This window comes from Taibaiella koreensis (genome assembly GCF_003545715.1).
GTDB lineage: Bacteria > Bacteroidota > Bacteroidia > Chitinophagales > Chitinophagaceae > Taibaiella > Taibaiella koreensis.
The window spans coordinates 665658-686915 of the sequence record NZ_QVNU01000001.1 but is presented as its reverse complement, the minus strand read 5'-3'; the positions used below and the strand labels follow the sequence as shown (position 1 = coordinate 686915).

Genomic DNA, 21258 nt, shown 5'->3' with positions numbered 1-21258 from the left:
GCTTTTCAAGCTTTATGTATCTTTTCCAATAGATAATCGAGCCCCAGCAGCTCGGCGCTGGCCGCTACAGCATTGATGCTCACGCCAAGCACACCGTGGATGCCAATATTCTGGCCGGTAAAGAGCAGGTTGGGTATTTTGGTCCTGATGGGGATACGGGTGCCGGCCTGGTTCTGCACATCGGCCATGATACCGTAGATGCTACCATCGGGCGTGCCCATGTAATCGCGGAAGGTGAGCGGCGTCGCGACCTTGAACGCCAGCATATGCTGCCGTAGCTCGGGATAACGCGCTGCCACCGTATCGATGAGCAATGCGGCCTTCTCTTCCTTAAAGGCGTGGTAACCCGCCTCCCGCTCCGAAGGCGCTGCTGTGATATTACGGGTATCACGCCATTCATCGAGTTCGGAGGCGTGCATATACGTTAATATAGCTACGGTATCGGCATACCCCGGATATTGCGTATCGGCGCCGAAATATAATGCATAGTTAGCGGGCCATTCGCCGGGCGTATAGGCAACCGCCGCGTATACATCGGCGCTGCGGTTCCAGTAAATATTGTGATTGCGGTACGGCACTGTTCCCGGCTGTAACACAATATTGACCATAAAAGCCGATATCGAATTTTCTGCGGCAAGGATACGTTTACGGTATACCGGTTTGATAAGGCTGCAGTCGATCCAGGAGAGGGCCGCGGCCGGATGCACATTGGCTATAAACTGCCTTCCTTCGTATACTGCGCCGGAAGCAGTGACCGCACTTTGGATCGCGCCATTCTTTTCCCTGAGGCCGGTCACCTTTTCATTACGGAAAATGACGCCGCCATGCTCCTGAAGCCGCCGCCAGAGCAGCTTAGATACCTGTGAGCTGCCGCCTTTGATCTTGTAGGCGCTATCGATATAGCTTTTGGTCACCAGGCCATGCACATAAAAGGGGGTTTTGTCGCGGGCGCCGGCGTAGAGGAGGTTATTCCCCATCAGCACATGCTGCAGCTTTTCATCGGGGATCCGTCGCATAATATCGTGCATGGTCCAATGGCTTACGGCCTCCTTCTCATGAGCATTGCCGTTCCTGAGGTTGTACAGCGGGAAGCTATCGCCCACCTGCCGCAGTACTTGTACATATTCATCCAGCGCTTTGGCCGACCGGTTGAAATAAGGTTTCAGCAATGCGGCAAAATGGTCCAGGCCCTGCGCATGGGGGTAATCTTCGGGATCGTCGCCCAGGAGTATACGATCGAAGCCATCCCCGTCGAGCCGGCTGAGCCCGAGATCGTCCAGGATACCGGCATAGCGGAACACGCGATGCTGGCTTTGCCCCTCTTCCAGGGCGCCGATATAGTGCACGCAGGAGTCAAAAAGCTTTTTTTCAAAAGAAAAGGTTTGCAGACAACCGCCGACCTGTTTATTTTGTTCTATTACAGCAACGCGTAACCCTTCCTTTGCCAGGAAAACTGCGCTGAGCAAACCGCCCAACCCGGAACCTATAATTACGACGTCGTAAATTGCCACTGCTATGAATCAAAAACGATCAGATGCGAAGATTAAATTATTTTTCCACATATCCAGCGGCGAAAGTTGATAACCCCGGCTAACAATAAAATAATGGCTTAAGGATTCCAATTTATACATAACTTTAAGTAACGCGCCACGCCGATAGCGCCTCCCGTGGCCTATGATCGAACAGTCCCACTATTACGTACATTAAATTTAACAGACTTTGACAGAACTCATCATCAATCTCGAGACCGTAAACCCCATTGAATTCTTCGGTGTAAACAACAGCAAATTTGACATCCTGAAGAAGAAATTCCCTCTCCTGAAAATATTATCGCGCGGTACACAGCTAAAACTTGCCGGCAAACCGGAAGAAGTGGAAACCGCACGCGAAAAGATCGATCTTATTATTAAATACCTGGAACGTAACGGCAATCTTTCCGAAAATTACTTTGCACAGATTCTGGGCGATGCCGAGGATGACGGCGACGGTACCGGCGAAAATGCCAATATCGTCGATGGCAACGACATCCTGGTCTTCGGTCCCAATGGTAAAGTGATCCGCGCCAAGACGCAGAACCAGAAAAAGCTGGTTGCTGTGTCAGAAAAAAATGACATCATTTTCGCCATCGGACCAGCAGGTACCGGTAAGACCTATACCGCGGTAGCTCTGGCCGTACGGGCCCTGAAGAACAAGGCTATCAAAAAGATCATCCTTACCCGCCCCGCCGTAGAAGCCGGCGAGAGCCTGGGCTTCCTACCCGGGGACCTGAAAGAGAAGATCGATCCCTACCTGAGACCCTTGTACGATGCGCTGGATGATATGATACCCAGCGACAAGCTCAGCTATTTCATGGCCAATCGCGTGATCGAGATCGCTCCGCTGGCTTATATGCGCGGCCGTACGCTCGACAACGCTTTCATTATCCTCGATGAGGCGCAGAACGCGACCGACCTGCAGCTGAAAATGTTCCTGACACGTATCGGGCCTTCAGCCAAAGCGATCATTACCGGCGACCTGAGCCAGGTCGATCTGCCCAAAAATCAGAAATCGGGCCTGGGTAAGGCCGTGCGGATATTAAAGAACGTCAACGGTATCGCTCATATCGAGCTTAGCGGCAGCGATGTGGTGCGTCACAGGCTGGTTAAGGCCGTTATCGCTGCTTATGACAAGGAAGCAGAGCGGGAAGAGGAACTGGAAGAGATGCGCAAAGAGCGCAGAGCCAACCTTAAGGCCGAGCAGCAACCCTGACCTAAACGTCAATTACAAAAAGAGAAGTCAAGTTTTGAAAACTTGACTTCTCTTTTTGCATCAGATCGTCTTTCCCTTCCAGCGACCACTGAACAGGTAACCGCCTGCCGTAAGCAGCAGACAGCCCCAGTAAACGAATTCCGAAGCCCAGGCCACATGCAGTGAGGCCCGCAGCCGTTCTACCGCAATGGTAATATAGACGATATAGACGCAAACGCAGAGCACTTCGATCCCCAGGTTAATGAGCGTATTGCCAGTACCGATAACGGCATTGAAGCAAATGGTGGCCATGCACATTACCAGTGACGAAATAGCCAGCACCCGCAGGCTGTTGACACCCATGGCTACTACCGCCGTATCGCTGGAATAGGCCCCCAGAAACGTTTTGGGAAAAAGAAAAAGAAAGAGGGAAATAAAAATAGTATAGGAAAAGCTGATCCCGATAATCTTTTTTACCAATGGAATTACTTTTTCGGTATGTCCCTGCCCTATGATATTGCTCACCATGGTGTTGCAGGTAGACGCCAGCGCCCAGGTACCGATGCTCACAATGCCCAGCACACTGCGCAGGATATGCGAAGTAGCCAGCTGAGTGACCCCCAGGTGCTCGACATAAATATAAAAGATCTGCCAGCCGCCAATGCTGAAAACATATTGCACGATGAGGGGAGCAGCTACCTTAAGTGTTTGGGCCGATATGCGGGTATCGAATTGCAGGTAGCGGCGGATGGGATACTTGCGGTGCAGCCCTTTCAGAAAAAAAAGACTGTACATAACCAGGCAAAAGATCACTTCTGCTGATATAGAGGCTACCGCGGCGCCTTTCAGGCCCATACGGGGCAATCCCCAGTTGCCGAAAATAAGACCGTAGTCCAGTCCTACATTGACAAGATTGGCCAGCACTGCGCCGTAAATCAGCAGGCGGGATCGATTGGTAGCAATATAAAAGGCATTGATCAATTGCGTGAACATGAGGAAAGGCAGCCCCCAGATACGCAGGTACAGAAAGTCGATGGTAGCGAAAAAGATATTCTCGTCTTTGAGCGTATAGCCAAACAACAGTGGAGAAAACCAGAACGAAAGCATCATGAGCAAAAGCGAGCCCATGGCAGACAGGAACAATCCATTGGTGAAGGTGCGGCTAAGCCCCTGCTCATCACTTTCACCTGCCCTGCGCGAGAGCAGCACCATGATCCCGTTGCTGAGGCCGAAACCGATATAGGTGAGCAGCAGATAATAAATACTGGTCAGGCCGTTCACCACCAGTTCCAGCTGCCCCAATCGTCCCAGAAAAACGGCGTTGGCCATAAAACTGATCTGCGGTATGAGCAGGGACAGCGAAATAGGCGCAGCCAGCTTTAATATTTGTCGTCTCGTGGCGGTAAATTGCATTAATCAAAAGCAGTGGTTGTCGGTTGAACCACAGACAAAATTATTCTATTAATTTTGCGCAGCACATTTTTGCTCTGAAAATATTTCAATATACCAGCCCATGTCCCTTATCAAGCACGAGATATTGCAGCCCGTCCGGCATTTCAATATGCACGACGATCCCCTTACCAATATAGAGACCCTGCACCTGATCGTTTGGGACAAAGGCCTGTGTATAGCGGGCTACGGCCGGGACAGCAATGTGCTCACGACGAAAGTATACCATTACGCCTCCTGGAATATGGCTGCTATCGAATCTATTTTTGTCAACGAGCCGCTGGTGGCGGGTCCGCAGCTGGTCACACATATCTGGATCGCAGATGAAAGAAGCCAGATCATCCCTCAGCCACTTTTCGAAAAAGAAGCGGCTGCTTCCTGGCTACGCCGCTTTTATTTTATCGAAGCCGGAGAGCAGGTAAGGGCGACACCGGTATCCCGCGTACTACCGGCGACCATAAGCTATCCCGCACCCGAGAAGCTGGTGCAGCTGGCGCAGAAATATTTTGCTGAAGGCCGTATTGAAGCGCTTTCGGCAACGATCCTGTGCCAGGAAATGACGCCTGAGCAATACTATGCCGATCTCGTTTTCCTGGATGCGAAGGTATTGCTCACGGTAAGCAGCAATGGCCGGCTGCTCCTGCACCAGGTGATGGAAATGGACCATGTAAATAACCTACTATACCGTATCGCACTCATTTGCCGGGAGCACGACCTGCAACAGGAAGAATTGCGGGTAAGTGTTTCGGGCTTGTGCCTCTCCGAGGCCGTACTGGACGAGCTACGGCATTTCTTTCCCAGGATCACCGTACCCGGCACGGAGCAATTCGCCTCTTTTACATTATTAAGCAAGCTGATATCATGCGCATCATAAGTGGCACACATGGCGGCAGGAAGATCCATCCGCCTACAAATATGCCTCATACCCGCCCTACTACTGATGTGGCCAAAGAGGGCTTATTCAACATTTTACAGAACCAGATCGATTTTGAAGGGATAAGAACGCTGGACATCTTTGGCGGCACAGGCAGCATCAGCTATGAGCTGGCTTCCAGAGGCGCCGCAGACCTGACCATTATTGAGCGGGACAAAAATATGGCTGCTTTTATCCGTAAGACCGCCGCTGAGTTCGGCTTCAGCCAGATCAAGCTGTTGCAGGTAGAGGTTTTCAAATTCCTGAAGTCCTGTATCGATCAGTACGACTTCATCTTTGCCGGTCCGCCTTATGCATTGGTAGAGATTGACGCCATTCCCGACCTTATCTTTGAGAAAAACCTGCTACTGCCCGATGGATTGTTCATCCTGGAACATACACCCCGCAACAATTACGAAGAGCATCCCCGTTTTCTGAAAGTAAAAAATTACGGTACTACCCTGTTTTCTTTCTTTGGGTATGAAGAAGAATCTTAAGAAGGATGAGCGCTGCGCCCTATACTTTATAAAACAAGCTATATTTTTCACAAACACAATCATTGTGCGTAAAGACCTGCTAAAGTTCTATCGTGATCTATCGACAAGGAAAACGGTATAGACAAAGGAAAAATGGAAAAGGAGCTGTATGATAAATGAGGAAAAACCTCATCGAGCTCATCACCGGCCGGGTGCCGGGCTGCGATAAATTGCAGGATGAATTGCAAGCTATTCAACTGGTAGCGCAATTAAAAAATAGCTCAAGTTAAAACGCTACACGCTATCAGCAATCCGGGCTTATTCATTAACGCTACAACATTGTGCAATACGTCGCTCCAGGAATTGTCTGTCAGCTGACATAACCGCCACGGCTAGTGCACGCCGGTAGGCTGCAGCAGCCGCTTCCCACAGCCCCATACGCCGGCAGATATCTCCTTCGGCTGCCGGCAACAGGAAGCGATCTTCCAGGTCGCCGGCGTTTAAAGCCCGCAGATGGCGAAGACTATCGCCTGGGGACAAATAACTTTCGGCAAGAACACGGTTGAGCGTTACCAGCGGGGAAGGATACAATAACTCGAGCTGCCGGTATAAAGCGACAATACCGGCCCAATCGGTCGCGGCAAAGGTAGCGGCCCGGCAATGATATGAAGCAATGAGCGCTTCCAGGTAAAAACGGTTCAGCTGCTGCGGCACGGCCTTGCCGAGGTAAATATAGGCCTCTTCGATGTAAATCTTATTCCAGAGACCACGGTCCTGCTCTTCCAGGCTTAGTAACGCTCCCGCAGCACTTATACGCGCAGGAAAACGGGAAAGCGAGAAGAACATAAGGGCTAAAAGTCCTGCGGCCTCCCCGCCGGTATCGGCCTGCTCCGCGACGAGCTTTGTCAACCGTATGGCTTCATAGCACAGATCATAATTGATGGATGAGTCGCCCCTGGTTGTCTTATAACCTTCATTGAACATCAGGTATAGTACGGTAAGCACGGTGTGCCACCTCCCGATAGAGAAGGCAGCCGGGCCGGGGGTCAAAGGGGCTTTCCTCCTCCCGAAGCAGCGCCTTGCTCCGGGTCAATGCTTTCTTGGCTGCTTCGGGCTGCATCAGCAAGGCATTGGCAATCTCCGGCACGCCGAAACCACACAGTACATACAATGTCAAGGCGATCTGGTTCCGGGTCGAAAGAGAGGGATGACAGCACAGCAGCAACAGTTTCAGCTGGCTGTCTTTTATTTCACCCGGTGCGCAATACAGGTCTATTTGCTGCGTAAAGCCTTCCAGGGTTTGCTGCAACGTCGAACGCAATGCCCGTTCGCGTTGTTCTTTCTTGAATTGGTTGATGGCCTTGTTCCGGGCCACTTGCATCAGCCAGGCCGGCGGGTTAGCAGGTATGCCGGAAAAGCGCCAATGTGTAAGCGCAGCCTCAAAGGTGTCCTGTACGATATCCATGACCTGGTCCAGCTGCTGCAGGCCAAACAGGCGCGACAATACCGCAACCATCTTTCCCGAGTGTTCCCGGAAAAGATGGGCGGTCAGCTGTGGTATGGGATCTGCCTGCAGCACAGCAACGCCTATTCCGTTAAGATCACTTCGCGAATTTCTACCATACCACCGTAGTCCAGGGAGGGACACCCTTCAGCAATGCGTGTAGCCTCTTCCAGCGATGCAGCCAACAGGAAGTAGAAGCCACTGACACCTTCCTTGACCTCGATATAGGGCCCGTCGGTTACGATTCTTTCGCTGCTCTTGATGTACTTACCGGCGGGTGTAAGCGGGTTACCGCCTTTGAAATGGCCTTGCTGCACCAAGGTTTCTACCCATTTTACGTGCCTTTCAATATCTTCCTGCATTTGTTCAGGAGTCATGTTACCATATTGGGCCAGGTCTTCCCGGATCAGCATCAAAAATTCTTTCATCTTTAATTTTTTGAGTGTTGCAATAAGATTGTCGTTACAATGACAACGGCCTTTCGCTTACCGGGACAATTTTTGGTTATTTTTTAAAAAAAGAAGATAAAATAAGCTTATTCCAGCAGCTCTGCATCGCCTTCATCAAGCAGGTTCAGATTAACAGAATCGGCGCCGGCAATGCCTTCCACCGTTCCCCTGATATGGGCTGCATTCAGCAGCACCTTTTCCAGCTGCTTTTCCCTCGCTTTCCACAGGCGTTCCATGGCATCGCGTTCCTTCTGGATGCTCAGCTTCATATTCAAAAAGCCTTCGCGTATGGCCTTCCACTGCTCGCCAAATTCGTGGCCGGTAAGGTAGTCGTACAGCATTACCATTTTATCGCCCTTATTTTCGCCGCTCTTCCGTGTTTCCGCTATTTTCAGCAGTCCGTTGCGCAGCAGCAGAGCCACGCTGCGCACTTCCGCAAAGGAACAGATGTACACACCATCCTTCTCACCAAAGCGGTCCATATCGCGGGGAAAAGCCTGGGTTACGATCACGGCGATATCGGCGCCCAGCTGCCGCATATCGGCCTTCAGCTTTTCGATCCAGTCGAGGGCAAACTCTTTCGTCCTTTTGCTCTCGTAGATAATCTTTCCTGCTTCCTGACCATAATGGTTACGTACCACCTGGATACAATCGGCGCCGCGCACGCCCTTGCCCACTTCCGTTACCTGGTCGAAGGGAAAAGTGGATTGCAATAGCTCTTCCAGCAGCAGCTCCTGCACTTCGCCCTGCAGCTGCATACTGCCTTGCTCAGCCTTGCGCTTCATTTCATCGACCAGTTTCTTCTGATCTTCGATCTGCTTTTCCAGCTCGCGGGTGCGCAGCTGATGCTCCTGGTCCTTTACCTGCATACGCTCGGCCTGCTCTGTCAGCAGCTGCTCTTTCAGGTGTTCGCGTTCCTGGATCAGCTGGCGCTGCAGCTGTAGCTCCAGCTCTTCCTCCTTGTTCTTCAAGGCTTTTTCTTTTTGCAGGTATTCCAGCTCCTTTTTACGGGCTTCTTTCAACCGTTCTTCATTTTCCTCGGCCGATTGCTGCAGGGTCTTCAATTGGTTTTCGTAGTCGGACGACAGCTTTTTGCGCACCAGTTCCTCCAGCTGCACATGCTGCCGCTTCAGCTCGTTATCCAGCTGCTGCCGGAAGACCGTTTCCTGCTGTTCCTGCAGCTTCCTGAACTCTTCGCTTTTTTGTTGCGCCTCGTCTTCTTTCTGCTTTTTATAGTCGAGCATTTGCTTGCGCAGCAACTGCTTTTCTTTTTCAATATTTTCCTTCAGCTCGTCGTTCAATGCTTCTTCCAGCGGGAATTCGGATCCACAGCTGGGGCATTTGATCATGGTTGCCATACTTCAAAAAATTTATGTGCGCCAAATTACAAAAGGAAATCGACATGCCCTGGCGCAGGCCTTGTTCCCGATTAAAAAGGAATGCTTACCTTGCGGGCCTCAAATACAATCTTCATGCAACGTATCTGCGTGTTTCCCGGCTCTTTCGACCCCATTACCAAGGGGCATGTCGATATCATTCAACGTTCTATAGCCTTGTTTGATAAAATGGTGATCGGCGTGGGCATCAATTCCAATAAGCAACCCATGTTCAGCGCCGAGCAACGGGTAGGCTGGATACAGGAAGCATTCAAAAACGACGCCCGCATTGAAGTCTCGGCCTATGAAGGGCTTACCGTCAACTTCTGCAAAAAAATCGGCGCACGCTTCATCCTGCGCGGTGTACGCTATGTGAGCGACTTTGAGTACGAGAAAGCGATCGCCGATATGAACCGCATGCTGGAACCCGGACTGGAAACGGTTTTCCTCACCAGCTCTCCCGAATTCTCCACCGTATCTTCCACGCTGGTCAGAGATGTGATCCGCAACAACGGCAAGGTGGATATGTTTATCCCCGAAGTAGTGAAGTGGTAACGAGGCAGCTGCGTTGCCTTCGTCGATGTATGAAAAACGCTGGAACGCGACGGACATCCCGCTAATACAATAATAGTGGCTCGTTACACGCCCCGGAAACCTGAAGGCTACTGCCAGCGCTTGCCCGATTCCATCAAAATTTCCTTGATGGCTTCGTAGGAATGGTGCACATAGCTCCCCAGCTTCTTTTCGGCTATCCAGCGTGCCTCGAGAATATTCTCCTCTTTCTGCGGATAGAGTTCGAAAGCCTTATCTGTAGTCATATGGTACCAATGCGTCGTTTTGAGCAGCTCGGTGCCGCGCTGATCGTACACATGATAAGTTTCGCAGATCTTGTCGCCAAGATCGAGCTCCGGCAGACCGGTCTCTTCGATCACTTCTCTTACGGCACAATCTTCAATGGCCTCGCCATCGTCGCGCTTTCCCTTGGGCAGATCCCATTTACCCCTGCGATAGATCATAAGCACCCCGCCCTCGGGATTGCTCACTACACCTCCCGCTGCCTCAATAGGCTCATAGGCTTTGTTCAGTTCCCTGATCAGCGCATCAACCGATATATCTTCAACGATAACACCCAGGCTCAGCAAACCTGCAAGGTGTTTTTTTGCCAGGCGGAAATTACGGGGAAATGCTCCGGTAAGCAACATATAGCCGGCGGCGATAGGATGGCTGTTAATGTACTCATCGGCAGAATTGGTCAGGATCAGCGGCCGGTTATTGATATATATTTTACGGGAGAAAAACATGAATTATGGTCGGTATTTGGATGGGTGGCGGCGAAAATCGCTCCTGTGCGAAGGTAGCAAATGAAGCAGCCAAAAAAAATTATAAATAGCGGATATCCCTGCCGGATAAGCTGTAAATTTGCGCCTCATGAGTACAGCTACCCTTTTTGCAGAAAAACTGCTTCATATCAAGGCATTGAAGATAATGCCCGACCAGCCTTTCACATGGGCTTCCGGTTGGAAATCGCCGGTATATTGCGACAATCGAAAGATCCTTAGCTACCCGCACGTAAGGGATTATGTTAAAAGTGAATTGGCCAATACTATTATGGAGCACTTCCCCGATGCAGAAGCGCTTGCCGGTGTGGCTACAGCGGGCATCCCACATGGCACGCTGGCAGCCGATCTGCTGCGTCTTCCCTTTATCTATGTACGCAGCAAGCCCAAAGAACACGGTCTCAGCAACCAGATCGAGGGTGTGCTGACCGCCGGCCAGAAAGTAGTGGTGATCGAAGACCTGGTATCGACCGGCATGAGCAGCCTGGAGGCAGTAGAGGCACTTCGCAACGCCGGCGCCGAAGTGATTGGCATGTGCGCCCTCTTCACTTACGGATTCCCGCAAGCTGCAGAAGCTTTTGAAAAAGCAGGCGTAAAGCTGATCACCCTCAGCAACTACAATGCCTTGATCGAGGTGGCAGAGACGCAGGGCATTGTACAAACTGCCGACCTGGAAAAGCTGTCGCAGTGGCGCCTGTCGCCGGCGACCTGGGGACAATAAGCTTCATCTTTTATAAAGGAAGGCCTGGTATCTTCTTAAAATATAAAGAGAGCGGAACAATATCGTTCCGCTCTCTTTTTCAGTACCGCAAAGGAGATTAACCTTCCTGGTTTGTTTCTTCTGCTGGAGCAGCTTCGTCGTTGTTACCTTCGGGAGCAACTTCGGCTTGTGTAGCGGCAGCAACTTTTGCAGCATTCTTCTCTTCTACACGGCGTACAGACTCCTGGGCAACGCTGTGGCGCTTATCCTGCCTGTGCTTACGATGTGCTTCTTCACGCTTAACCACCAGCTGCTCGTGCTCTGCATTCCATTTTTCAAATTTTTCGTTTGCTGTTTTCTCATCGAACAGTCCGAGGGAAACACCACGCATCAGGTGCTTCATGTACAGTACGCCTTTGAAAGAAAGGATACGGCGAACGGTATTGGTAGGTTGTGCACCTTTGTGCAACCAATCCAGCGCCCTTTCGTTATTGATACGGATAGTAGCAGGAACGGTGAGGGGGTTGTAAGTGCCCAGCTTTTCGATGAATTTACCATCGCGGGGAGAGGTGCTGTTAGCAGCTACAATGAAATAGAACGGGCGTTTCTTAGACCCGTGGCGTTGCATTCTGAGTTTAACCGCCATAGAAATGGAAATTGTTTTTGGGTAAAAAAAATAATTTGGATTGCGAAGTTAATTCTATTTTTTCAAAAATGAATTCAGTAAGGTGAAATAATTCGCCCCGACTTAACGTTTTTTAACGGTAAGGGTACTTTTGCGCTCATTTACAGGACAAGGTTATCGATCAGTCGTATCTCGCCGATGTAGGCTGCGATAAGGGCTACCATTTTCCTGGATGGATCATAATCTGGCAACAGCTCGAGGGTATCGGCAACAGCCAGCTCGATATAGTCGGGCCTGAAGCCTTTGTGGATCAGCAGCTCCCGGCACTCTTTCTGGATCACCGCAAAAGGCTGCATTCCTTTTTTTGATTGTATGGATACCAGGCATTGATAAATAAGGCCGGCCACGCTGCGCTGCGATTCGGTGAGCCTGCGGTTGCGGGAGCTCATAGCCAGTCCGTCAGGTTCCCTGGTGGTGGGCACGCTTTCCAGTTGTACCGCCAGCTGCCGGGTATCGATCATGCGCCGGAGCACAGCCACCTGCTGAAAATCTTTCTGCCCCAGGTAAAGCTTGTGCGGCTTAACGATCTGCAGCAGCCGTTCCACAACCTGTGCTACGCCCTGGAAGTGTCCGGGCCTGTAAGCGCCTTCGAGCACCGTTTCGAGGTAGCCCAGGTCATACGGCTCCTTTACGGCCTTACCATCGGGATAGACTTCCTGCTCCGTGGGCAGGAACAGCACATCGCAGCCTGCCCCGGTGAGCAGCGCAATATCCTGCTCTGTGGTGCGGGGATATTTTTCCAGGTCAGTAGCATTATTGAATTGCGTGGGATTAACAAAGATGCTGCAAACCGTAAGCGCCGGCAATTGCTGTGCTGCCTGCAGCAAGGAAAGATGTCCCTTATGCAAAGCGCCCATAGTGGGCACGAATGCAATGAGCCTGCCCTGCGCCCTTTGCGCCTCCAGATGAGCGGTAATATCTTTTACCGTTTTGAAAATGAACATAGTAAGTTAAATAAAATCACGTGTTGGCATAGCGACCTCCGGCCTCTTTACCATAAGGCGTCCTTTATTTTATAATAATTCCGTACCTTTGCCGCCAAACCTACGGGAAAATGACGGGATTTTCCTGTTTTCGCAGGAAAGATTTTTCAGGAAAAGGCTGTGTTTTCCCGACGCGCGCAGGATTTTTTTTATTTAAGAAAAGACAAATAAACTTCCGTTAGGAAACAATCAACTTGTTCATGTCAGTACAAAGTAAGAAGCGCATACTCATCATCACCAACGAGCTATCACCCTATCTTGAAATTACCGATTTTGCCCATATTCTGAATAAACTTTCCGTAAAGACCTTTGATTCCGGTATGGAGATCAGAGTCATCATGCCCCGCTTCGGCATTATCAACGAGCGCAGGCATCGTTTGCACGAAGTGGTTCGGCTTTCAGGCATCAATGTGGTTGTGGACAAGGATGATCATCCCTTGCTGATCAAAGTAGCATCGCTGCCGAATGCCCGTTTGCAGGTCTATTTCATGGACAACGAGGACTTCTTCAAGAGAAAAGCGGTTTTCCGCGATGAGCATGAGCATTTCTTTGATGATAATACGGAGCGACTGATCTTCTTCTGCAAAAGCGCGTTGGAGATCGTTAAAAAGTTTGGATGGCCGCCCGATGTGATCCATTGCCATGGCTGGATGACCTCGCTTATTCCCATGTTCCTGAAAACCTCTTATAAAAAGGAACCGGTTTTTGCACATTCCAAGTCGATATATACGGCACAGAAGGAGCAATTTACCGAATCGCTGGGTCCCGACTTCCTCAAAATGGTAATGAATAGCGCCGCATTGAAAGACAAAGATGTGGAGCCTTATAATAAAAGCAACAACGAAGCGTTAATCTATGGAGCATGCAAATACGCCGATGTGATTATCCATGGCGAAGAAGAGCTCAACAAGGAAATCGTTTCTGAATTCAAGCCGGGAAAAGGGAAAAAGGTAGTCCCCTACAACCCGGATTGGATGGAAAATACCGAACCGCTCTTTGAGCTTTACCAGAATCTATCCCAGGACTAAGTTATTGATCACAATAGAAAAGAAAATCATTGAAGAGCATATTCTATAAGAATTTAAAAGCCTTTACGCTATGCGCAGGCTTTTTTTCGTTGGCGGCTTGTAAGGAAAAAAGCGCTGTAAGGCCAGACCTTATTCCTCCCGTGGATAATATACATACTTTCGAGGTCAACGATTTTGCCCTTACGGTAAAGAACCTGTATTACGACTCGATGTGGACAAGCGATGTCCAATATAAGTTTGTCAGTATCGGCGGTGTAACCAACGATCCGTTTTTCGGGAAAACACAAGCCGGTTTGTATGTACAATTCCTGCCGCCTTCGGAAGGCTTTACCTTCCCTACAGGTGTTATCATCGATTCGGCGCTGGTATCGCTTCCCTTTAATAACTTCACCTATGCCGATACCGTGGCCTCCAGCACACTTAGTCTGAAGGCTTACCAGATCACCGACCCCTTCGTGCTTGGCGATGGTTCACGTAAATATTACGCGTTCAACAAGCTTCCTTATATCACGACTGCTATCGGGTCCAAGACGTTCACCGTGAAGTCGCTCCGGGATACCACAGTTGTGTTCCAGAAAGATACAGTGGGTGGCTTGCTGCGTATGCGGCTGAGCAATGCGCTGTGCGAGCAGTTCCGTTCCATGCCGCCTTCCATGATGGCCACCAATGCCGCCTTCCTGGATTTCTTCAGGGGCATTTACCTGGGGCCCGACAGTACTGTGCAACAAAATACACTGGCGTCGTTTGCGCTTTCGGGTGGCAGCACAAACACCACCTACGCTGGAGCGCAAATGGAGTTCTTCTACCATACCGCAACCAACGACACGCTGAAGCGCGCTATTTTCCCTTACAATTCCCTGCTCTGCTCGTTTTTCAACGGCATATACCGGAATTACAACGGGGCACCGGTGCAGGGTTACCTCGCCAACCAACAAACTTTGCGGGATTCTATAGTTTTGCAGGGCTACCCGGGCTTCCGTACCGAGGTTACCGTACCCATAGATCCGGCGACTATTCCACCTTCTATCATCAATAAGGCAGCGCTCACGGTCACCTTGCTCAAAGTAGGCGACGACAATCGTTTCAGCGCACCGCCGCAGCTCATCATCCGTACCGTCAAGGATGATGGCACCGAAGCCGTGATCGATGATCTGCTCAATGGCGACGATTCGACTGCAAACAGCTCAGGCCCTGCTTTTGTAGGCGGCACCGCCCTGTCGACCCTGATCGGTGGCTCCCAGTACATCCGTTATATCTTCAATATACCCCGTACCGTTCAGAAAGCGATATCGGCAGGCAAAACCCAACTGAGGCTGCGCATGCTTATCCCCACTGCCTACCAGGGGTCATATCGCCTGGTGGCCGATGGACCAGGGAGCGCCAACAATGATACAAAGCTCCGTTTCAATGTCATTTATACTAAACTAAACTAAGACGATTATTCTATGTGTGGTATCGTTGGCTATGTAGGCCCAAGAGAAGCCTACCCTATCCTGATCAAAGGACTACAAAGATTGGAATACCGGGGTTATGACAGCGCCGGTGTCATTATGCTGCAATCCGATGACTTCAACCTCTACAAAAAGGCCGGAAAAGTAAAGAACCTGCAGCAATATGCCGAGGAGCATGATATCCTGGGCAATATTGGCATTGGACACACCCGCTGGGCCACCCACGGCGTCCCCAACGACGTTAACGCCCACCCCCACATATCCAATTCAGGCCGCTTTGCGATTATCCACAATGGTATTATAGAAAATTATGCCTCTCTCAAGGAGCAACTGAAAAAAAGAGGCTATCACTTCCATTCCGATACCGATACGGAAGTGCTGATCAATCTTATTGAAGAAGTGCAAAAGCAGGAGCAGGTAGCGCTTGAAGATGCCGTACGCATTGCCCTCAATGAAGTCGTAGGCGCTTATGCCATCGTCGTTATTGACCGGGAAGACAGTGACAGCCTCATTGCTGCCCGTAAAGGAAGCCCTCTGGTCGTAGGCGTTGGCAAAGATGAGTTCTTTATCGCCTCCGATGCCACGCCCATTATCGAATACACCAAAAATGTAGTCTATCTCGACGACCAGGAATATGTGGTAGTGAACCGTAACGGGAAAATGCAGATCAAGACTCTGGGTAATATCGAGAAAACGCCCTTTATCGAAGAGCTGGAAATGGACCTTGAGGCCATTGAAAAGGGCGGCTTCGACCACTTCATGCTCAAGGAGATCTACGAGCAACCCAAAGTGATCGCTGATGCCGTAAGGGGCCGTATGAGCGCCGAAGAAGGCTGGATCAAGCTGGGCGGCGTATCGGAATACATCAACAGGATCAACCAGGCCAAACGCTTTATTATTACCGCCTGCGGTACATCTTATCACGCGGGCTTGCTGGGCGAGTACCTGCTCGAAGAGCTGAGCCGCGTACCTGTAGAGGTAGAATATGCCTCGGAATTCAGGTACCGTAATCCCATTATTACGGAGAACGATGTGGTGCTCGCCATTTCCCAGTCGGGCGAAACAGCCGACACCCTGGCGGCGATCGAGCTGGCTAAAGAGCGCCAGGCGCTGATATATGGCATCTGCAACGTGATTGGCTCTTCCATTGCACGCGCAACGCATGCGGGCTCCTATACCCATGCCGGACCCGAGATCGGCGTGGCCTCAACCAAAGCTTTTTCGACACAGGTCGTGATCCTTACCCTGCTGTCGCTGCAAATCGCGCAGCACAAGGGTACCATTTCCACATCTTACCTGCGCCAGGTACTGTATGAGCTGAAAAATATGCCTGAAAAGATCAAGCAGACATTGAAGCTGGATAAGCAGATCCAGGAGATCGCAGCGAAGTTTAAAGATGCCAGCAATTTCCTGTACCTGGGTCGCGGCGTCAACTTCCCGGTGGCACTGGAAGGTGCACTCAAGCTTAAGGAAATCTCCTATATCCACGCCGAAGGCTACCCGGCTGCTGAAATGAAACATGGCCCCATTGCCCTGATCGACGACCAGATGCCCGTAGTAGTACTGGCGACCAATGCGAGTGCCCACGACAAGATCGTATCCAATATACAGGAAGTGAAGGCGCGCAAAGGCAAAGTGATCGCGGTGGTGAACGAGGGCGACCTGGAAATCGCAGCGCTGGCCGATTACACAATCGAAATACCGCTAACGGAAGAAATCCTGAGCCCGCTGCTCACCGTGGTGCCGCTGCAGCTGTTGTCGTATCACATTGCGCTGATGCGCGGAACTAACGTAGACCAGCCCCGCAACCTGGCCAAATCGGTAACTGTCGAATAAAAAAACGCCATCAAATAATAACAACAGGACTCAGCCGGGTATTTCGAGGAAGTACCCGGCTATCTTTTTGGCTCCGGAGATCGTTAAAGAATTATTTCAAATATTTTTCCATTTTTCACCTCCGATTCGTTTTTTTACTTACCTTTGCACTCCCAAATTAGATATCATGCCAAAAGTAAAAACACACTCAAGGGCTAAAAAAACGTTTAAAGTAACCGGTAGCGGCAAGATTACCCGTCGCAAAGCGTTCCGTAAGCACCTTTTGACAAAAAAATCTGCTAAACGCAGGCGCAGCCTCGATGGCTCTGTGTTTATACACAGCGCTAACCTGAAGCTGGTTAAGCGTATGCTGAACATGCGCTAAGCATGCTGCTCTGTTGAAGCAATTAGTCATTTCATTTAAAAACAATAAATTATGCCACGTTCAGTAAACGCTGTAGCATCAAGAGCAAGAAGAAAGAAAATCCTGAAGCAAGCTAAAGGATTCTACGGCAAACGCAAAAACGTCTATACGGTTGCCAAAAACGTATTGGAAAAAGGCCTTGGTTACAAATATGTAGGCCGGAAATTAAAGAAACGTGAATACCGCACTTTGTGGATCGCCCGTATTAACGCGGCAGTACGTGAAGAAGGCCTGAGCTATTCCGTATTTATGAATAAGCTGAACCAGAAAGGTATCGAGCTGAATCGTAAAGTATTGGCCGATCTGGCGCTGAATGAGCCGGAAAGCTTTAAAAAACTGGTTGCTGAAGTAAAATAGCTTAGCTGCCGCTACTGTCCTCCGGACAGTAATTATATCATTAGAAAAAATAATTCCCGATGGAAGCTATTGCATTTGTACACGAGCAATTCAATACAAAAAAAGAGATCCCGACGTTTAAAGCTGGGGACAACATCACCGTAAACTACAAGATTGTAGAAGGCGCCAAAGAACGTATCCAGTCGTTCAAAGGCGATGTGATCAAGCGCCAGGGCCGGGGTGGTACCCAAACTTTCACCGTACGTAAGATATCTGACGGTGTAGGTGTAGAGCGTTTATTCCCACTTTATTCTCCCAATATCGAGTCTATCGTTGTTAATAAGCGTGGCCGTGTACGTCGTGCCAAGCTTTACTATCAGCGCGAACGCTTTGGTAAATCTGCCCGTATCAAGGAGAAAAAGCAAGCTACAGCGAAATAATTTTGCCTTAGCGGCATATAAAATGCCCAAAGCCCCGCAAGATAACCTGCGGGGCTTTGGCTTGTACGGCTATGTGACTATTTACCCATTACTGCAGCGCAGAGACGCCCGCACACCTATAGCCTGGCCGGTATTGGCCGCAGCTGCGTCTCTGCGCTACCAGCGTCGCATTTAGTTCCTCATTTACATGCTGCAGCAGCTTCGGTTATGAGCGCCGCCACTTCCGATGGCATTGAAGCCAGCGAAGCATGGCCAGCTGCCAGGGTAATTACCTTGCGGGCGCCGATCCGTTCCGACATTCGTTTTTGATTTTCCGGCGCAATCATCCTGTCCTCGCTGGATATCTGGTACCAGGACGGCTTATTTTTCCAGGCCGGATTGGTGATCGCATCGCCAAAGGCGCTCGCCAGCGGCGCTTTTTGGGTTACCCCCATTACCATACCTTCCTCTTCAGTAAGATCCTGGCAGAAGCTTTCGTGGAAAAGCGCCGGTTTAACCCATAAATACCCATCGCTGTCGGGCGCCAGGTTGGCTGCCGCTGCCGGAACATGTTCCTGCGTGATGCCACCGGGGCTTTCACCGGCGTCGGGAGCGAATGCAGCGATGTAGACCAGCCCTGCCACATTCGGTTGATTCCCTGCTTCGGTAATAACAGCGCCGCCATAGGAATGTCCTACTAACAGAACAGGGCCATTCTTTTGTGCGATCATCTTCCGGGTACGTTCCGCATCATCGGCAAGCGACGTAAGCGGCAGTTCTACGGCGGAAATGGAAGCGTATCCATCCTGGGCAAGCAACGGAATAACCTTGCTCCAGTGGGCCGCTCCGCCCCAAAAACCATGTACCAGGATGATGTTCAGTTCTCCATTCATAACGATTCATTTTTAGAAGATTAAAAAATAAATTTCATCACGCTAAAACACAATAAATCAGATTTGAACTTAGCCCGGCTATCCCTCTACAACCCCGTAATAGCCGGTATAAGAAGAGCCGGGTCAATAAAGGTAGCGCTTTAAGTGACGAAGCCGCACCGGTAATGCAACCTTAACATGACCTCACTGCCCGAATTTTATGGTTAAAAAGAAGCTTAGCAGGTGGGGCTTTCATTATTTCCTATCTAAACGACCAGCTTAATGAACAGGAGCAGATTGGCTCGATAAGGGGCGCAAGACCAGGCAGGCCGCCGGTCTCTGTAACGAGGGTACCATTGTGATATGCCTGGCATTCAAAATGAAAATTTGCTTGTATACTAAGGCACAGTGGGTTGTTCCGCTACTTTGTTTCTACGGAGGGCACAACACCTGATCAAGCAATCGCTATAGCCCCGGATCCCGGAATAGGCCTACAGTACCGCTTCTTTATCAACCAGCAAGATTAAGAACACAAAAAGACAGCAACCACGTACGGTTGCTGTCTTCAATATAATATGGACACAAAGGCTTACGCCAGTGTTGCCACTTTCTTTGCCAGCTGGGATTTCAAATTGCTCGCTTTGTTCTTGTGGATAACATTGCGTTTAGCCAATTTGTCAATCATAGAAATTACTTTAGGAAGCTGCTCCTGAGCTGCGTCTTTCTCTGTAATTTTCAACATTTCACGGATCGCGTTACGGGTAGTTTTACCATAGTAACGGTTACGGTCACGACGCTTTAAACTCTGACGGGTATCCTTTTTTGTAGCTTTATGATTTGCCATTTTTTACTAGTATCTTTTGTGTTCTTAATTTAGGACTGCAAAGGTATGAAAAGATTATTAATTCTAAAACTTTTTTTTAATACTGCACTTTTGCGGAAGCTTTTTCCATGGCGCTCAATTTTTCCAGGAAAACATCCAACCTGTCTTTCGGTATCCGGAAGTTATAAATATTGCCGGCCTTATAGGTCTCCAGGTAGTCAAAGTAATCGTAGTTCCAGCGGCCCAGCTGACGACGGTCGGTCTCCAGCATTTGCGATACAACCTCAAGGTCCAGCGGCGTTTTGATCCTCACAATGGCCATTCTTTTTACTTCGTCTTCTGTAAATTTCGAAAGCAGTGGATTGGCAGCTTTTTTGACCTTAGCTACAGATCCGCTTACATTGAGCGTACTCCAGTCAAAATTGGTGGGTACTCCGGGTAGCAGGAAATGATTGAGGCGCTCCATGATGGTGGCGGTAGCGACGAAGGCCAGCACATGGTTCTGTGTTTCTTTGGGAAGATACGACTTGATCGACCAGAAATCATCTTTACCAGTACGCTTCATCGCGTTGATCACCGGCCGGGGACCACTATTATAAGCAGCCACTACCAACAGCCAGTCGTCGAGCTGATCGTAGAGATAGCTCAGGTATTTGGCAGCCGCATGCGTAGATTTGGAAAGATCGGTACGTTCGTCACGGCGCCCGCTCACAGTAAGCCCCATCAGTTTGGCTGTAGATTCCATAAACTGCCAGTAGCCTACGGCGCCCACGGGCGATTTGGCGTTCTTATTCAGTGCCGATTCAATTACGGCCAGATATTTCAACTCTTTGGGAATAGAATGGGATTTCAACACGCGTTCGATTACCTCGAAGGTCGCACCGCCTTTGCCACTCACATGGTTCAGCCGGTCGCCGAAATTGGTCATATACTTCTTCACATAATCGACCATATAGCCGTTCATGTTACCGAAATAATCGGTTTCGCCGGCCAGCGGAACAGATTTGAACTTATCGTTCGCTTCCATGATCCGGTCCAGTGGACGGGCAGCTGCCGGCGCTAGGGCCAGCTTAGGTGCCTTGGGTAGATCGGCGGCGCTAACGGCAAGCTTCTCGTTATCCTTATCCCGGTTGTTCCGGCTACGCAGTTCCTGGTTATTGATCACTTTGCCATTTCCATTCATGGCAAAGGGCATAGGCGTTACGCTGTCTATGGCGCCAGACCGGGTATTGAGCGCTGACCTGCTCTCTCCCGGTTCTCTCATCGCAATCTTTTTACCATCCGTGTTTCCCTGACGGGAAATCTGGGCTGTGAGGCCCAGGGGGGTCATTATCCATACTGCACACAAAAGTGATTTCCATTGCATGGGCTAATCGTTATGTTTTAGCGGTTACACATGCAACCGGATTTAATTAAAAACCGGCTGTTTACATCTTAGATCGGAAATAATTCCGACAGGTAGGCTTCACAAAATAATAATAAAAATTTTAT

Annotated in this window: 24 protein-coding genes; 12 read left to right on the top strand and 12 right to left on the bottom strand. The window is 49.9% G+C overall.

The features are described from left to right. Positions 1 to 5 precede the first annotated feature (5 nt). Positions 6 to 1511: a phytoene desaturase family protein gene (locus DZK30_RS03045; RefSeq protein ID WP_162902795.1), complete on the bottom strand. Its 1506-nt coding sequence runs from the start codon at positions 1509 to 1511 to the stop codon at positions 6 to 8. Positions 1512 to 1719: 208 nt separating this feature from the next. Here DZK30_RS03045 and DZK30_RS03040 point away from each other — a divergent pair, with 208 nt between their 5' ends. Further along, complete coding sequence (locus DZK30_RS03040) at positions 1720 to 2748, top strand: PhoH family protein (RefSeq protein WP_118972597.1); 1029 nt, start codon at positions 1720 to 1722, stop codon at positions 2746 to 2748. A 60-nt stretch (positions 2749 to 2808) separates the two neighbouring features. On the opposite strand, the gene DZK30_RS03035 is transcribed toward DZK30_RS03040, so the two are convergent. Next, positions 2809 to 4140: an MATE family efflux transporter gene (locus DZK30_RS03035; protein ID WP_118972596.1), complete on the bottom strand. Its 1332-nt coding sequence runs from the start codon at positions 4138 to 4140 to the stop codon at positions 2809 to 2811. A gap of 100 nt (positions 4141 to 4240) precedes the next feature. Between DZK30_RS03035 and DZK30_RS03030 the strand changes: the two genes are divergently transcribed. After that, positions 4241 to 5050: a DUF3822 family protein gene (locus DZK30_RS03030; RefSeq protein ID WP_118972595.1), complete on the top strand. Its 810-nt coding sequence runs from the start codon at positions 4241 to 4243 to the stop codon at positions 5048 to 5050. Continuing rightward, positions 5038 to 5586 (top strand): RsmD family RNA methyltransferase, encoded by a 549-nt coding sequence (locus DZK30_RS03025; protein WP_118972594.1) that lies wholly within the window; start codon positions 5038 to 5040, stop codon positions 5584 to 5586. Before DZK30_RS03030 ends, DZK30_RS03025 begins: the two co-directional genes overlap by 13 nt. A gap of 297 nt (positions 5587 to 5883) precedes the next feature. Here the strand turns inward: DZK30_RS03025 and DZK30_RS03020 are convergent, their stop codons facing one another. From DZK30_RS03020 to DZK30_RS03005, 4 genes are all read right to left on the bottom strand, one after another. Then, entirely contained in the window at positions 5884 to 6570 is a 687-nt protein-coding gene (locus DZK30_RS03020; RefSeq protein WP_162902794.1) for a DUF6596 domain-containing protein, read from the bottom strand. Next, a complete protein-coding gene (locus DZK30_RS03015) occupies positions 6539 to 7144 on the bottom strand; it encodes a sigma-70 family RNA polymerase sigma factor (RefSeq protein WP_162902793.1) in 606 nt (201 codons plus the stop codon). The genes DZK30_RS03020 and DZK30_RS03015 overlap by 32 nt, the downstream gene beginning before the upstream one ends. An 8-nt stretch (positions 7145 to 7152) precedes the next feature. Further along, positions 7153 to 7497, bottom strand: coding sequence for a YciI family protein (locus DZK30_RS03010; RefSeq protein WP_118972591.1), 345 nt, complete (start codon positions 7495 to 7497; stop codon positions 7153 to 7155). A gap of 107 nt (positions 7498 to 7604) precedes the next feature. Continuing rightward, positions 7605 to 8876, bottom strand: coding sequence for a DUF2130 domain-containing protein (locus tag DZK30_RS03005; protein ID WP_118972590.1), 1272 nt, complete (start codon positions 8874 to 8876; stop codon positions 7605 to 7607). A 114-nt stretch (positions 8877 to 8990) separates the two neighbouring features. Between DZK30_RS03005 and coaD the strand changes: the two genes are divergently transcribed. After that, a complete protein-coding gene (coaD, locus tag DZK30_RS03000) occupies positions 8991 to 9449 on the top strand; it encodes a pantetheine-phosphate adenylyltransferase (RefSeq protein WP_118973381.1) in 459 nt (152 codons plus the stop codon). A gap of 107 nt (positions 9450 to 9556) precedes the next feature. Here coaD and DZK30_RS02995 read toward each other — a convergent pair whose 3' ends face one another. After that, on the bottom strand, positions 9557 to 10195 hold the full coding sequence (locus tag DZK30_RS02995; RefSeq protein WP_118972589.1) for an NUDIX hydrolase: 639 nt from the start codon (positions 10193 to 10195) through the stop codon (positions 9557 to 9559). Positions 10196 to 10322: 127 nt separating this feature from the next. Here DZK30_RS02995 and pyrE point away from each other — a divergent pair, with 127 nt between their 5' ends. After that, a complete protein-coding gene (pyrE, locus tag DZK30_RS02990; protein WP_118972588.1) occupies positions 10323 to 10952 on the top strand; it encodes an orotate phosphoribosyltransferase in 630 nt (209 codons plus the stop codon). A gap of 97 nt (positions 10953 to 11049) precedes the next feature. Here pyrE and rpsP read toward each other — a convergent pair whose 3' ends face one another. Next, positions 11050 to 11577, bottom strand: coding sequence for a 30S ribosomal protein S16 (gene rpsP / locus DZK30_RS26505; protein WP_118972587.1), 528 nt, complete (start codon positions 11575 to 11577; stop codon positions 11050 to 11052). A 140-nt stretch (positions 11578 to 11717) separates the two neighbouring features. Beyond that, complete coding sequence (panC, locus tag DZK30_RS02980) at positions 11718 to 12560, bottom strand: pantoate--beta-alanine ligase (RefSeq protein ID WP_118972586.1); 843 nt, start codon at positions 12558 to 12560, stop codon at positions 11718 to 11720. Positions 12561 to 12799: 239 nt separating this feature from the next. Between panC and DZK30_RS02975 the strand changes: the two genes are divergently transcribed. From DZK30_RS02975 to DZK30_RS25635, 7 genes are all read left to right on the top strand, one after another. Continuing rightward, positions 12800 to 13627, top strand: a complete 828-nt coding sequence (locus tag DZK30_RS02975) for a glycogen/starch synthase (protein WP_118972585.1) — start codon at positions 12800 to 12802, stop codon at positions 13625 to 13627. A gap of 29 nt (positions 13628 to 13656) precedes the next feature. Further along, positions 13657 to 15060 carry a DUF4270 family protein gene (locus tag DZK30_RS02970; RefSeq protein ID WP_118972584.1) on the top strand — a complete coding sequence of 468 codons (1404 nt, stop codon included), beginning with the start codon at positions 13657 to 13659 and terminating at the stop codon, positions 15058 to 15060. A 12-nt stretch (positions 15061 to 15072) separates the two neighbouring features. After that, positions 15073 to 16914, top strand: a complete 1842-nt coding sequence (gene glmS, locus DZK30_RS02965; protein ID WP_118972583.1) for a glutamine--fructose-6-phosphate transaminase (isomerizing) — start codon at positions 15073 to 15075, stop codon at positions 16912 to 16914. A gap of 166 nt (positions 16915 to 17080) precedes the next feature. Continuing rightward, positions 17081 to 17278 (top strand): 50S ribosomal protein L35, encoded by a 198-nt coding sequence (gene rpmI / locus DZK30_RS02960; protein WP_118972582.1) that lies wholly within the window; start codon positions 17081 to 17083, stop codon positions 17276 to 17278. A 51-nt stretch (positions 17279 to 17329) separates the two neighbouring features. Then, a complete protein-coding gene (gene rplT / locus DZK30_RS02955) occupies positions 17330 to 17674 on the top strand; it encodes a 50S ribosomal protein L20 (RefSeq protein WP_118972581.1) in 345 nt (114 codons plus the stop codon). A 59-nt stretch (positions 17675 to 17733) separates the two neighbouring features. After that, on the top strand, positions 17734 to 18093 hold the full coding sequence (gene rplS, locus DZK30_RS02950) for a 50S ribosomal protein L19 (RefSeq protein WP_118972580.1): 360 nt from the start codon (positions 17734 to 17736) through the stop codon (positions 18091 to 18093). A gap of 22 nt (positions 18094 to 18115) precedes the next feature. Continuing rightward, on the top strand, positions 18116 to 18268 hold the full coding sequence (locus DZK30_RS25635; protein WP_162902792.1) for a hypothetical protein: 153 nt from the start codon (positions 18116 to 18118) through the stop codon (positions 18266 to 18268). 4 nt (positions 18269 to 18272) lie between these two features. Here the strand turns inward: DZK30_RS25635 and DZK30_RS02945 are convergent, their stop codons facing one another. The 3 genes from DZK30_RS02945 to DZK30_RS02935 all read right to left on the bottom strand — a co-directional run bounded on the left by DZK30_RS02945 (position 18273) and on the right by DZK30_RS02935 (position 21031). After that, on the bottom strand, positions 18273 to 18965 hold the full coding sequence (locus DZK30_RS02945) for an alpha/beta hydrolase (protein ID WP_118972579.1): 693 nt from the start codon (positions 18963 to 18965) through the stop codon (positions 18273 to 18275). Between the two features lie 568 nt (positions 18966 to 19533). Further along, on the bottom strand, positions 19534 to 19788 hold the full coding sequence (gene rpsT, locus DZK30_RS02940) for a 30S ribosomal protein S20 (RefSeq protein ID WP_118972578.1): 255 nt from the start codon (positions 19786 to 19788) through the stop codon (positions 19534 to 19536). A gap of 76 nt (positions 19789 to 19864) precedes the next feature. Further along, complete coding sequence (locus tag DZK30_RS02935) at positions 19865 to 21031, bottom strand: lytic transglycosylase domain-containing protein (RefSeq protein ID WP_162902791.1); 1167 nt, start codon at positions 21029 to 21031, stop codon at positions 19865 to 19867. Positions 21032 to 21258: the final 227 nt, after the last annotated feature.